General features: G+C 48.3%; 8 protein-coding genes and 1 riboswitch. Of the genes, 7 read left to right on the forward strand and 1 reads right to left on the reverse strand.

The window, feature by feature from the left end:
• Positions 1 to 119: 119 nt before the first annotated feature.
• A riboswitch (cyclic di-AMP (ydaO/yuaA leader) is annotated at positions 120 to 289 on the reverse strand.
• A gap of 273 nt (positions 290 to 562) precedes the next feature.
• The gene (locus AC50Y3_RS29690; RefSeq protein WP_494822259.1) at positions 563 to 7,030 is read right to left on the reverse strand and encodes a DUF4350 domain-containing protein; all 6,468 of its coding nucleotides are present in this window, start codon (positions 7,028 to 7,030) and stop codon (positions 563 to 565) included.
• A 198-nt stretch (positions 7,031 to 7,228) separates the two neighbouring features.
• On the opposite strand from AC50Y3_RS29690, the gene AC50Y3_RS29695 reads away from it, so the two are divergent.
• From AC50Y3_RS29695 to AC50Y3_RS29725, 7 genes are all read left to right on the forward strand, one after another.
• Positions 7,229 to 8,374, forward strand: coding sequence for a HupE/UreJ family protein (locus tag AC50Y3_RS29695; protein WP_494822260.1), 1,146 nt, complete (start codon positions 7,229 to 7,231; stop codon positions 8,372 to 8,374).
• Between the two features lie 146 nt (positions 8,375 to 8,520).
• On the forward strand, positions 8,521 to 9,261 hold the full coding sequence (locus AC50Y3_RS29700) for a spermidine synthase (protein WP_494822261.1): 741 nt from the start codon (positions 8,521 to 8,523) through the stop codon (positions 9,259 to 9,261).
• Between the two features lie 31 nt (positions 9,262 to 9,292).
• Positions 9,293 to 9,889 (forward strand): RNA 2',3'-cyclic phosphodiesterase, encoded by a 597-nt coding sequence (thpR, locus tag AC50Y3_RS29705; protein ID WP_494822262.1) that lies wholly within the window; start codon positions 9,293 to 9,295, stop codon positions 9,887 to 9,889.
• Between the two features lie 81 nt (positions 9,890 to 9,970).
• Positions 9,971 to 10,939: a hypothetical protein gene (locus AC50Y3_RS29710; protein WP_494822263.1), complete on the forward strand. Its 969-nt coding sequence runs from the start codon at positions 9,971 to 9,973 to the stop codon at positions 10,937 to 10,939.
• 162 nt (positions 10,940 to 11,101) lie between these two features.
• Positions 11,102 to 11,686 (forward strand): type IV pilus modification PilV family protein, encoded by a 585-nt coding sequence (locus tag AC50Y3_RS29715; protein ID WP_494822264.1) that lies wholly within the window; start codon positions 11,102 to 11,104, stop codon positions 11,684 to 11,686.
• Positions 11,670 to 12,296 (forward strand): prepilin-type N-terminal cleavage/methylation domain-containing protein, encoded by a 627-nt coding sequence (locus AC50Y3_RS29720; protein WP_494822265.1) that lies wholly within the window; start codon positions 11,670 to 11,672, stop codon positions 12,294 to 12,296. The genes AC50Y3_RS29715 and AC50Y3_RS29720 overlap by 17 nt, the downstream gene beginning before the upstream one ends.
• 19 nt (positions 12,297 to 12,315) lie before the next feature.
• Positions 12,316 to 14,160, forward strand: coding sequence for a hypothetical protein (locus AC50Y3_RS29725; protein WP_494822266.1), 1,845 nt, complete (start codon positions 12,316 to 12,318; stop codon positions 14,158 to 14,160).
• Positions 14,161 to 14,305: the final 145 nt, after the last annotated feature.

Consider the following 14,305-nt stretch of genomic DNA (forward strand, 5'->3'; position numbering starts at 1 on the left):
CTCCTGATTGTTTGTTGGCAAATGATAGAAAACACAAAGAGGCCCGGGAGCAGAGAAACTCTGCTCCCGGGCCTCTTAAACAGCGTAAAGAAACAAGCTGTTGCTAGCTCGATTGAAGGGGGTTCTCTCTCATACGCTTACGAGGTTAGCTGTCGGATTCGGGCTTGAGAGTACCCTACCTTAACAAATAACACCTGTTATGGATTCACCCCAAGAAGCCGTTCTGATCGAAGTCGGCTTCCTAATTGGTTCCCCCGTTCCTCTTGCGAGGACTCAGCGTTTAAAGCAAGATTTGATGTTGTTGAATCAAATCTTATTCCTTCTCGTGATGCCTGTAAAACCCGATTTCAGTTCTATTTACGCCATTTTAATCGAAATGAGCGCATAATTGCGCTTCCATCTTGCGGACTCATTCTTTTCAATTGGATTTTCATAGGTATGCTTCCAAACCTTTCTGCGAAGACAGCAACAACAAAGGAGCTAAGCACATTCATCATGTCGCTTAGCTCCTTGTTCAATCCTATTATTTTATTTTTGTAACGATCCGTGAGGTAGCGTACTTTTATTTTGTAAAGCTAACTGCCGACAGCATTCGTGTGATTAGAGCGGCGCTTTCTGCACGTGTCGTCATCGAGCTCGCGTTAAATTTACCCGAAACTCCTTTGATCAGCTTGGCGCTCTCCAATTTCGTTACGGCATCCAGTGCCCAGCCGTGAATACTGCTCACGTCGCTAAAGCCGGACTCCGCTGCCGCTTCGTTATAGTGATAACCTGCGAGTCCCATCGCTCTGTAGAGAATGACCGCCATCTCTTCCCGTGTAATCGTTGCTGACGGGTTGAAGTTGCCTGCAGCGTCACCTTTCACGATGCCATAGCCTACCAACGATTGAACAGCAGCTGCGTACCAAGCATTCGCACTGACATCGTGGAACATCGAAGTCGAAGCTATGCCTTGCGTCTTCATCCCCAGCGCATTTGCCATCATGAGCGCAAACTCAGCACGGGTCACCTGTTGGTTCGGTTTAAACTCATCCGCACTAAAGCCTGCGATAATCATCTTGCCTGCCGCCGCTTCAATATCAGCGCGAGCCCAGTGCGTTGCAATGTCCTTAAACGTGTGCTTGTTGCTAAGAACAAGGTAGGTGCTGTTGGAAAGACTGTAAATATGAATGACTTTCCCATCTGTGGTAAACGGTACAGGCTCATACGACGTATTACCGTCAGCTCCTTTAACTTCTCTGACAACAGCAAGCTTGCTGTTGTCGATTGCAGTATCAAGTACAACGGTTCTCGCAACATACTGCGTAAATGTCGATAGCACGTGTTTCTTCCCATCTGTATCCGCTGCCGTCACCGTGAAATCAATCGCCGCAAGAACTTGATTACCAAGCTTCTCGGCGATTTGCTCCGCATCCTTATTCACGGAGATCATTACTTCGACGTTAGCTTCTGAATGATTGCCAAGCAGCGCGCTAATTTCTTCCATCGGCAGTGCATACTCACCGATCGATGTTTTTACCTTCAAAGTTGCCTTAGCCGAATCCGCCAGCAATTGACGAACAACATCGGCATCCAGAGAAACATGTACCTCGCCGACCTTCTCAGAAGTTGTTGCATCTACAGTGACTGTACCTTCCGCAGATGGCTTCAACGTCTCATCTACCTTGAGGGTGGCGATTTTGTTGCCGGCTGAATCCGTGGAGACTACCGGTTTGTCTGTGGATGGGTTCGTGCTAATCGGTCCTGTACCCGTTGGTGGCCTGCTGGCAGAAACCGCAGAAAGTTCCCGTGTATCACGTACCCTAATCCGCACACCTTCCGAATACTTACCTGTTACGCCTACTGCTTCGTACGTATCGCCTGCATCCATCTTCGGAACGGCAACGCCATTCTGAAGTGCAATATAACCGTCTGTAAATACGAGCACTGGGCCTGTTCCATCATCAATTACGTACGAGTTGTCGTCGTATTTGGAAACAACCGTGCCTTTTACCCTCACAAGTAAACCCTGGCTGTTCTCTTGAGCTGCATCATGTGTGGATACCTGAGCAGGCTCGATTGGGTTCACATGGCCAATCTTGACGACATCTCCAGCAAATGTATCAAAGATAAGCTCACGATTATTCTCGAACGTTTGCAGCTTACCATAAACGCGAACACGGTCACCAGGTACAAGGCTGCCTGACGGCACATCCTGGAATGCCATAATACCGCCTGTAGCATCTTGCAAATAGAAAGCATCAAAGAATACATCTGCGCCTGTCGTTACTGTACCTTCCACGACAACAGCGGTATCATCCGCATGCGACTTCGCATCTGCAATCGTGCTTACTGTGGCTTCATGTCCTGCCAGCCAATTGAACAGGTTAACACCAAGTTCATCATTGCCTTTAGGGTTATAGGCCTCATCCATTTGTTTATCATTCACGAAATTCATACCGGACACGACAACTCGGCCGGCACCGACTTGCTCCGATGCAATCGCCGGAATAGCACTGCCGCCTGTAGCATCAGATACAGTATCGTAAACATGATAGCCGCTAGTTACGCTGTCTTGATAGGTGGTTTCATTACCGGAAACGAGTACGGTCACCGTATCGCTGTCTGTTAACGGCAAATGACCGACTTTCTCAAGGCTTGAACCACTGTAATATTCGACAGTTGCCACATGATCCGTCAACAGATTACGGACCGGTGTAGGATGCAATCTGACCGCAAACAGCGAAGTTGCTGGTGTCGTCCAGAAGTTTCCTTCTTTGGATGCATCGAAGATACCGTCATGATTGATTTGAATCGTGGAGCCGATTTCCGTCAGCAAGTCGTTGTTAATCACCGAATTGTTGTTGTAATTACTCTTATCCGCCAAGAACAAGGAGCCGCCGTTTTTCACAAAATCAGCAACCGCGGTATTTTCCGCTGCCGTTAGGTCTGTTTTCGGATGGGAGACGAACAGTACTTTCACCCCGCTCAGAACAGCGGATGTAATCGTTGCTTTATTCTCCACAACCGTATAACCAAGCTGTCTCAGCTTCTGCGTAATGGCTTTGAGATTGTCTTTGTACGTACCGGCGTCCGTTGTCGTATTCTCGTTGCCATGCGCGGCATCGATCATAATGGTGATGCCGAGCGTCGGCTTCACGACCACATCTTTCGTGTAGCGATTGTCTGCCGGATCATCGGCAGGCGGCGTGCCTACAAGATCTACAATCACTTGATGATTGCCAAGCACAGGGCTCGCCCACGTTAATTTGGCATTATAGGTAGATCTTCCTGCCAAGTCAGGGATTGGAACGCTGCCGATCAGATGAGCTTCATCCACGACGTCATAGTAGAACTTAGCCGTAAACGTTGAAGCCGTTCCGCTTCCCATGTTGCTGATACCGGCTTGAAGCTCAACCGGATTGCCTGCAATCAGCGCGCCTCCGATGACATCGAAGCTGCTCACTTTCGCATCAACCGGAACCTCTTGCGACCAGATCGGCGAGGAGTAGATTTTTTCGCCGTCCTTTTGCGTAACTTTGATCATATACCACTGTTGACCGCCGTTAACGGCAACCGATGGCGACCATGTGAAGTCCTTCGTTCCAGGAGTATAAGTTTCAAGCACTTTACCACCGTTAGAAATCAGTTCCACCTTATCGATCACATCATTCGACTTATAGCTGTCGGAAAGGTAGGAATAGCTTGGCATCGACTTCGCTTCAGCAACAGGATCGCTGCCGTTCACTTCAAAGTTCAAAGTGTCGCCTTCAACGACTGCACCCATGTAATAACCGTTCGCTGAGAAATCGAGTGTAAAGTTAGCATCCTCTGTCATATAAACTCTGCGTTTCTTCATCGAGTCAAAGAGGGAGGCTTCGGATAGATCCTTTGCAACAATGACAGTCCGTTTCGTCGTTTGACCCCATGTCCCGTCATGGTTGTCTTCCCCGAAGGTAGGCGCAACATGCCAGCCCAGATCAAGCGCGTTATAGTACGTTTTCTCCGCATTCGCATAGGCATAGTGACCGGAGCCATTACCTACTTCAAGCATTGTAAAACGTTCATCAACCGCGCGTTGGTAAGGTTTGAAATTGTTAAACGCATTTGCGGACATATCAGGGTGATTGAATTGACCGACAACATTATCGTACGTCAACACCCAAGCATAATATTGATTCAAATCCTGATACTTGCCGCCGTCTTGCTTGCGGTCTATAAAGTTCTCTGATCCGAAAATATTAGAGTGACCCCATGTTGTTGATGTCATCTCGAATGCCGGGAATACGACGAATTGATCATTCTTCGTGTATTCTTTAGCCAGGTCCTTCGTCAACTGCCAGTTGCCTCCGCCTGTACGCTCCGGCATGCCGTTATGTGTTGTGCCATCGGTCGCGCGCGATGAATCGTCGAGATCATGCGAGTGATCCGAGAATGCAAACCAATCGTAATCATGCGCGATTGCCGCTTGCAGTGCTTGCTCCGGTGTGCCGGCAGCGTCATGCGAAAGATTCGTATGGTTATGTGTCGTACCTCTGTAATGGTTGCCGCCGGTAAAGACTTCGACCACTTCAAAGGCCCAGTTCTTCACCGATTCATTGCCGCGAATGTCTTGAACCGTTACTTGCACGTTGTGTGTGCCAAGTGCCATGTTCGCAGTAGGCTGGTAGCTTACGCTGCTCGTGCTCACGACCGCTTGAGCCGTAACATCTACATTGTCTACTTTGAGCTTAACGGAAGCCGTATTAATTCCGCTCGGATCCTCGTATTGCAGCGAGATCGTCGGCTTGAAATTCTCGACTCGCGTCGTTGCTTCTGGTTTCTCTACGCCAAAAGCTGGCCCTACCGCATCGTCAATGACGCTGACGGAGTAAGGTGCAGCAGACGTGCCTGCTTGCTTCGTTCTAGCCCCGTTGGCTGCTTCGATATAATATTCGATACCGGCATTCGGAACTGAAGCAGACGGCAGTGTTGCCGTGTAATCCATTTGATTCGAGCTGCTCATCGGAAGAGCCGTATAAGCTGTTCCGCCAGTTGCTCTGTAATACACCGTTACGCTTGAAGCACCTGACGCTTTTGCAGTAAATACGGCATCTGCGCCTTTATACGTTTCCGTCATCGGCGTGTGCGTAATTGTGAGTGCCGCAACGATATCCGCAGCACTCCGAGGGAACAATTGATAGCCCGTCGTAAACGGCGACGAAGAATCGAATTGTCCTACAATCCCCGTCACTGTGTACGATTGATTCACCGCCAGCATCGTACCCACATCAATTCCGGTTGTGCTAATGACGCGCACGGTAATCGATTTCGAGGAATCGGCTGTATCTTGGAAGGTGACGTTATAATTAGCTCCGCTTGCTGCTACCGCGGATACAGTTCCTGTCACTTCAACAAGCTTTCCTTCTAGCGGCTCGGCCGAAGCGTAAGCCGTCAGCTCGGTTACTGTTTTCGAAATCGGAGCTGGGAGCGCCTGAGTGCCAAGTTTCTCCGTAGCAGAGGGGACAAATTCAAGAAGGCCGTTATAGAACGCCAATTTGCCTGTCAGTCTTACAATATCGCCGGCAGCGATCGTCACTCCAGGTGCTGTGCCGCCAAAAATATTAATACCGCCGGTTGCATCCTGCACATAGTAATTGTTCGTTTGCGTACCGAAGATTTGGTTATTGACTGTTGCGACACCTTCAATAATGAAATCCTGCAGCAAGCTGGATGTCGGCGATCCGTTGGCGTCAGACGCGCGAAGCGTCTGGATCGGCGTCGCACCTACTGGATCGGCTACCTTCGTTACCGAAACCGGCGTGCTCTCCAGATTCTTCCCTGCATCCGTTACTTCAAGCTGCGCCACATAAATCGTGTCCGGAGCGTTGGTAATCGGGAAGCTGAAGGCTTTATTGCTACCTGAGGTAACATAGTCAGCACCAGTTGAGGTCTGCAGTCGATTAGCAAGACCTGCTTCGCTTGCTGAATAGACATAAACCCGTGCGTTAGCGGAACTAGTAGTACCTGTCAGCGTTCCGGTTGTGCCGGATTTAACATAAGTAAGCTCCGCAGCATTCAGCGCTGCACTTGCTGTCGCGGCGCTAATTGGTGTGCGGCTGCTCTCGGTTTTGCCTGTTGCCGTCGCAGATATGTACACGCTAGCCAGTCCAGCCAATTGGCTTCTGCTAATCGTAAAGGAGCCATCCGCACCGGCTGTTGCAGTCTCAAGTGCCGTAGTTGCGCTATTATCGGCATACACTTTGATGATTGCACCATCTGTTGCCGATCCTACTTCAGCAGTCAGGGTACCGTTCGCACCATCCGCATTGTTGAACAGCATCTTCGTGCCGGCCATCGCTCCTGTTTGCACCATTCCTCCGCCTACTGGCGGCTCTGCTGGTGAGGCCGTGTTGCGAGGATTCGGTGTGCCTAAAACAAAATCGCTGCCGTTGTTATCATCATCCCAGCCATTGCCGCTGCCATCCGTTGCAGGAATGGCATTATTGTTCGATTTCCGCTGCATGCTTTGCGTTACGGTTGGAGCCGGGCCCACTGAAGTACCTTCGTACGCATTTGCCGTGCCCGCGCCAACGAAATCGATCACGCCTGCAGGTATGCCTGCACCGCTCAGCGTTGTCTGACTGTTGATCAGCGCTACTTTAAAGTTATTCGCACCCATTGCAATGGCTCCGCTGGCATCAGGTGCCGGCATTGCACCTCCAACGGCTGTGTTATTGGATGTTTCCTGTACAAGATAATAGCCGTGCGGCTGGATGGCACCGCTCAAGTTCGTCACCGAATACGATGTTCCGCTGGTAGATGCATACTGAACCGACCATCCTTCTAAACTAACAGCCTCATCGGTCGGGTTATACAATTCAATAAAATCGTGCGTTAATACTGCACCGGAGTTGCCGCCTGCACCAAAAACTTCACTAATCACGACATGTCCCGCAACAGCTGCCTCAGCCTTCTCCGGCTGCATAATAGGCAGCAACTGCCCAACACTTAGCGCAGATGCCAGCATAATGCCTGTCCATCTTTGCCTTCTTTTGCTCCAAATCGTCACTTAAGTAAGTCCCCCTCGTAGTTAAAAATGAGTGCAATATTTGGACACCATATCACAAGAACCAATTCTACCATTTATATGTTAATTTGATTATTAAAATTTCCAATAGTTATATTAATAGTTTGTAAAATGTTTATTTTCACGAAAATATCGACTACACTTAGGAAGCAAACTTACCTATTTGGAGGTCTTCATCAGGTGTATTTCAAATTTTTCCAGAAAATTGGACTTCTTTTCTTACTTCTATTAGCTGCATTACCGCTTACAATCGCTTCTGCTCATCCATATAGTGTCAGTTATACCGACATAGAAGTGACGGATGATGCTACGTTAGTTAAGTTTTCGATGGATACGGTATCTGTCATTGAACAAACCAAATCCGATCTTGATGCAGACGGATCGCTAAGCGCAGAAGAACTACAAGCACATAAAGCTAAAATTAATCACTTTTTGGAGGATAGCTTGATTCTCGAAATCGATAATGCCTCCCATGAATACGAACCTGTTGATGTGGTGCTGGAAACCAAGGCGGATAAAGAGGTTGCCACCTTTACCTTCCAACTGCCGAAGCTGCTTCCGGGTCAAACGTTTAAATTTGAAGACGGGCTTTATACCCAAGATGAGAATACCAATTACGCGGATTTTGTATCGATGAATTTCTATCAACAATCGACGGATAGCGTACTGCGAGGCAAGGACCGCAGCTTTGTCGTACTTGTTACCGAGAATCAAGACGTGCAGCAAGATCCTGGCACCGGCGCAACTGTCGAACAGGTGACATCGGATGGCAGCAAACCTGAATCGGCTTGGGTCACTTTCTTCAAACTGGGGATGGACCATATCCTCGGCGGCTACGACCATCTCTTATTCTTGCTTGCATTGCTGCTAAGCCGGCAAACCTGGAAACAATATATTTCCGTGATCACTGCATTCACAATTGCGCACAGTATTACACTTACACTAGCAACGCTAGAGATCATTCACGTTCCATCTCAGTGGGTCGAGTCTATCATTGCACTCAGCATCTGCTATGTTGCGCTTGAAAATATTTTCCGTAAACAAGTCCGTTATCGCTGGTCGATCACTTTCCTCTTCGGGCTCGTCCACGGGATCGGATTTGCCGATATTCTAATGGAGATGTCATTGCCAAAGTCTAAGCTAGCAGTCAGTCTTATCAACTTTAACCTAGGCATTGAAACGATCCAGCTGCTGCTAATGGCCTTGATCGTACCGCTGCTCAAGCTCATGCAAAATAAACGTTACTACCCTACAGCCGTCAAAATTGCTTCCGCTGCCGTATGTGTCATGGGTGGCATTTGGTTGATCGAGAGGCTTGCTGGATAAACATCTATCGCCCTTTTAAGCCGAGCAGGATCTGATCCTGGCTCGGCTTTTTTGTTGTTTTGTATTTGAATGTGCCCCAGAGATGCGGTACGCTGAAATCATAGTGGAGCCAGCCGGCTGGCTAAGACGAAGGAGATTGGATCATTGTGCAGATTTTGCACCGGCAAAGCAGCGGACAGCAGGAAATAATCGTTTACGATACGAGTGAGTATGGAGAGGAGCGCGGACGATTCCGCATCCTTCAGTTCTCGAACAGCGCCATGCAAGGCGCTATGGATTTGGATCAGCCGGAACGTATCTTGTTTGAATACCCGAAGGCAATGATTCACCTTATGAACAGCAGCAATGCGTCCTTCCAGCGTGTGTTTATGATCGGGCATGGCATTGGAACGATTGCGCAGAATTGCCCGGGGAAGCGGTTTAAGGTTGCAGAGCTGGACGAGCAGGTGGTGGCGTTAAGCAGGCAATATTTTGGCTATAGTGATGATAATGTGGTGGTTGGCGATGGCCGAGAGTTTCTTGCTGACGAGGATGCGTATGCGCATGATTTCATCGTGCTTGATGCCTTCTCCGATAAGGGCACACCTCGGCATTTAACTTCGCGGGGCTTCTTTGAGCTCGCTGCCGCCAAGCTGGATGAGAACGGCGCGATCCTTATCAATCTGATGGGTAAACGTGAAAATGACACTCATATAAACGCCATCTATACGACGCTGCAGGAAGTGTTTCGCTCTGTGCAAGCTTTTGCCTTGCCAGCTGAAAGCGCGTCCGATCAAAGGAATTACATTCTCGTGGGCAGTAACGAGCCGCTTCCCTATCAAACTCGGCACATGGCTGGGTTTATGGAGATCGAATTGGGGCAAGGCTATATCATTGAAGATCGCTAGCACCATGCACTAGAGAGGTTGATATAAACTGATGAATACGCCAGTCACGACGGAGCAGACCGTCCGCTTGTTCGCCGCCGTCTCCGTTCCGGATGCCATCAAGCAGTCCATTTCCATCATGTGCGAGGACATTAAGTCACAGCTCCCCTTCCGCAAATGGGCACATAGGGACGATTATCACATTACGTTGCAATTTCTAGGCGATACGCCGAGTACGCTTGTTCCAGCTATATCAGAAGCACTTCGCGAAGCAGCGACTGCCGTTCCCGCTTTTGAGTTAAGTGTTACCTCGCTAGGCGTTTTCGGTCGCCCGATTCGCCCCTCCGTCTTGTGGGCCGGCGTTGAAGGAGATCTTGCGCAATTGCATAAGCTGCAACAATCTGTAGCTCGGATGTTGAAGCCCATCGGGTTCACTCCGGAGAGCCGCACCTATAACCCACATCTCACACTTGCACGAAATTACGCGGGCAAGGATGCATTCGAGCCTTCGATGCTTAGCAGCTTCCAAGTTCCGGCTTCAGGCAGCCCGCTCCAGTGGAGAGCAGATGCCATCACGCTCTATCAGAGTCACCTGCAGCGGCGTCCCATGTACGAGGCTATTTCGGTTGCTCCACTCCTTTCGGATTGAGCGAATTAGCCCCCTTCAACCTCCATCATTTACGATATACTTGGTTTGTAATAAAACCATTTCGGAGGTCGAGATGTCCCTATGAAACCACGATATAGAATAGAAAATACCACCTTTCAAGACTGGCCAGCCGTCCTCATGGAATCTAGCGGACTACGAATTATCGTCATTCCCGGGCTGGGAGGCAAAATCGTCTCTCTGCTAAACCTCGTAACCGGCAAAGAGTGGATCGTCGGCACCGGATCTCGACCGCTAGCCAAGGTGGAGCATGGCTCGAATTTCCTCAAGGCGGATATGAGTGGTTGGGATGAATGTTTCCCTACTGTTGCTGCCTGCACTTATCCGGTAGATGGTGCCTACTTCGGACAACACATGCCCGATCATGGCGATGTATGGTCGATTCCTTGGGAGGTTTCTCTCGATGAACAGGATGCACTTGTGTGCAGGGTAGTCGGCAGAGCTCTCCCTTACGAAATGACAAGAACCATCCGCTTCGAAGGGCAGCAGCAGCTACGGTTCGATTACTCCGTTCGTAACCTCAGCTCGGAGACGTTATCTGCATTTTGGCTTGCCCATCCCCAATTTGTTGCCACGGCACAGACACGGATTTTACTGCCTGAGGAAACTAAACAAGTTCGCTGTGTAGGAGGCGGACGCTTGCTGCAGAAAGGTGAACTGTATGATTGGCCGGAAGCGGTTATTGATGGTTCGAAGCTTCGCCTTGATACGATCGGCCCCGCTTCCGCCAAGGATGCTCGTAAATTCTATATTGACGGGGCAGTCCAAGAGGGATGGACCGGACTATATGAACAAGACAGTGAAGATTATTTGAAGCTGGAGTGGGATGCTGAATTCGTGCCCTACTTAGGCATATGGATTGACGAAGGGCTATGCAACGAGCAAGCCGTTTGTGCTCTGGAGCCAAGCAATGGATACTACGACAACCTTACGGTAGCAACTGAACGAGACAAGCTTCTACGCATTGATCCGTACTCCTCGAGCGAGTGGCATTTAACTGTCAAACTAGGCTGTGGCTCGATAGACAGATGAGTAATTAGTCCTATATTAAAAACGCCGTTTCTCTTGAGCTTACGCTTTAGAGGGAACGGCTTATTTTTATTGTGGCATGACTTTAGAACTAGGAGGAATTGCGACGTTCTGTGTCGAATATATCCAGCAAATGTGCGATTAACGAAGGGAACTGTGATGCTTATGAAAGCAACCGAGCAGCAACAGCGGCCATCCAGAGAGAGTGGCTTTACATTAGTTGAAATCTTAACCTGCCTCATCGTCCTTTCCGTCGCCGGACTCGCGATGACAGGCTTTTTTGTCCATGCGCTCTCCTATGCCAAGGGCAACCAGAATAAGACGGTTATGATCAATCTGGCGCGAAATACACTCTTCTATATGCAGAAGCAATCGGATTATGACAAGATGGTCAAATTTTTCAAGATCGGACAGCCCACCGGAATTGGTGAGAACCGTGATGAAATTGATTCAAAAAACTGCTTGAAGGACAGCGGTTCTTGCTTGCAATATGAAACTCTCTTCTCAGATCCACAGTCACTCTACTATATTTTGAATCCCGAAATTAACGGTATCGCTTATCATGTGAAGGTCATTTACCAGGAAGGGCTCAATGATCTAGACAACACAACGGATGGAAATATCGGCAAATATCTGATTCCTATTAAAGTTGAAGTGACATCAGCTTCTTCGGAGGGAGAAGATGGCGGCTCGAGTAAGCGTGAAAGCGCCGAAGTGGAGGGATACATAACCGATGAATCAATTCGTTAACAATCTAAGGCTGCGAATGAAGCTCGGACAAAATGCGGAGGGGGGCTATACATTAATCGAGCTCATCGCTACGCTGGCACTATTGTCGGTTGTAATGGGGGTTATCTACTCCTCCATCACGTTTGGACTCCATACATACAACAAAATTCGGATCGAGAATACACTTCGTGACGAAGGCGACCTGCTCATGTCTTCCATTATTTCGGAATTGTATCGAGTGGGGCCAAGTCGAATTTCGCAATTACAGACCAACGGAAATCTGCGGCAATCGATTTTATTAACGCTCCCTCAGGTTCCCTCAGATGATGATTTAAATTCAGGTGGCACGGCGCTTCAAGAAGGGATCGCCATCAAACCGAATGATTCAGGTAAAAATGCCTTATTTATCAACGATCGCGAGATTGCAATTGAATCAATAGTTGTGCCAAATGCTGTGCCCTTGGATTTGGGCCAAGAGGCTTCCTCTCACAACGATTCCTTCATTAGATTGAAATGTTTGAATGATCAATCCGGCTGCAGCAGTGGGATGTTGGAGATCAAACTGAAGCTTCGGCAAGCATACGGCGGCAAGGACTACGACCTTGACCTTGAAAGTAGATTCGGATTTTAGAAAAGGAGGCAGGTGACGCATGTATCGCGATGAAAAAGGTTCTGCCTTTCTCCTTGTCGTCTTTATGATGCTTCTCTTTACCATGATTGGGGTTGCCGTACTCGGCGCAACCATTGGCGGAGCCGCGCGGACGCAGAAGTCAGAGGACAATCTACAGACGATTCATCTTGCGGATAAGGCGCTTAGTGAAGCCATGGCACACATTATGGCACGCTTCGATAACCAGTCTATTAGCCCATCGGAGATGACGAAGGAAGTAGAAAAGTTTGTACAGGGGTTTAACGGATATGGTGGACGAGACTCCGCTCTGGATCCTGCTAAGAAACCGAAATATCGGATTCAGAAACTATGTATACTCGGCAATACTAACGACCCTGCTATGCAAAATACGGTTTATTGTCCGAACCAAACAGGCAGCTTGAATCAAGAAAACAAGGAGCCTTACCTCACTACACTTCGAGTAACTGCAGAAGCTGAGGTAAATGGCGCCAAACGAGATCTCGTCCAAGATGTAACGCTGGACACGTTCCCTGATTTTCTCAAATATGCCATGGGCTCGGAAGGCGATGTCATCATTAACGGCGCCCCCGCTTTCAAAGGCAATATCTATGCAGGTAAGCAATTAGCTATACGGAACGCCGCGGAATACAGATACAACGACGTAGATCTCGTGAAGCAAACGCAATATCTGTATGTTGACCCTGTAGAATCTTCAGCCTTGGATAACATTTATGTGGCAGAAGGCGATGACCTCGGCAATGGTAAAATTCAGATTAAAACGCAAAAAAATATTGAGATCTATGATGCCTCCGGTAACCTCCTAACGGATGTGGACTTTCATCATGAACAGTTCCACGGCTTGGATACGAAGATCGAGTTGACCGAGACGAAGAAATTCATATCCATTGACGTCGCTCAATCTTTCGTTGACAAAGCTTTCGACTCGCTTGGTGAAGAAATACCTCCAACGACCTGGGATGATCTATGGCGTGCTTATAAGAACGCTCCCGTTAATAAAGAGGACGCGCTGTTGAATCAACTGAGGTTATATTATAACTCAAACCGAATTCTCGTCCCGCCTACAGCACCATCCTTGCCAGCTGGCAATGTTACGAACGAAGAAACCGATGCTTACAATGTGGAAAAAGCAAAATATGATCAAGCCATGATTGACCTCAATAATCAGTTAGGCCATTTGTCAGGTGCATACTTTGTTGATGGTAGTTTATCGATAGGAGATCAGCTAACCAAAGTTAACTACATAGACAAAGGTAAACATGATTGGCTGGTCATCAACGGCGATTTGACTATTCAGAACAATGACCCCCATTCCACAATTCCGATTCGGGCCAATATTCTTGTCAAAGGCAAAGTGACGCTGAAAGGCAATCTGGAGATGGACTCCACCATCTTCTCGTTACAAGATCAACTGAATGAAATTATTGATGCCCAAATACGTGGCACAGGGCTTGTTATGATCGCAAACGGACCCATTGATATCTATCGGGTAGACTCCTTCCAGGACATTGGCGAAGGTTATGAGAAAGAAAGTACAAATACGCTGGATGCTTTCTTCTATACGGATAAGACAGCTGAGCTGTACGGCGTAGGATCACTATTTTGGATACATGGTGGCTTCTTCGCCAAGAAAGGGATTACGATAAACGCTGTGCTTGGAAATACAACGGATCCGGACGGGATTTCGCTCAACTTCAAAACCCAGGTTGGGTTGGATCAAGATCACGCCCGTTTCGTCATTGATTACAATAAGGGTATCTTCGCCAGTCAAGTAGCCGGACTGCCACGCGTTAACAAAATTAGAGTGAATATCGGCCAGAAGAAGCTGCTTCCGATACATAACTAATCATTCAATAGTAAAAAGCCTTATCGCTCAGTATGGGACTGACCCCATAACGTGAGACAAATTAAAACACCTTCAAGTGAAAGACCCCATGTCGTAAGATGTGGAGGACAACTTGGAGGTGTTTTTGCGTTGGCAACTAGAGTTA

It is taken from the genome of Paenibacillus sp. J22R98 (assembly GCF_059383835.1).

Excerpts from the sequence above, each read along its gene's own strand:
- thpR (WP_494822262.1), top strand. The coding sequence starts at position 9,293 with ATGAATACGCCAGTCACGACGGAGCAGACCGTCCGCTTGTTCGCCGCC.
- AC50Y3_RS29710 (WP_494822263.1), top strand. The coding sequence starts at position 9,971 with ATGAAACCACGATATAGAATAGAAAATACCACCTTTCAAGACTGGCCA.
- AC50Y3_RS29715 (WP_494822264.1), top strand. The coding sequence starts at position 11,102 with ATGAAAGCAACCGAGCAGCAACAGCGGCCATCCAGAGAGAGTGGCTTT.
- AC50Y3_RS29720 (WP_494822265.1), top strand. The coding sequence starts at position 11,670 with ATGAATCAATTCGTTAACAATCTAAGGCTGCGAATGAAGCTCGGACAA.
- AC50Y3_RS29725 (WP_494822266.1), top strand. The coding sequence starts at position 12,316 with ATGTATCGCGATGAAAAAGGTTCTGCCTTTCTCCTTGTCGTCTTTATG.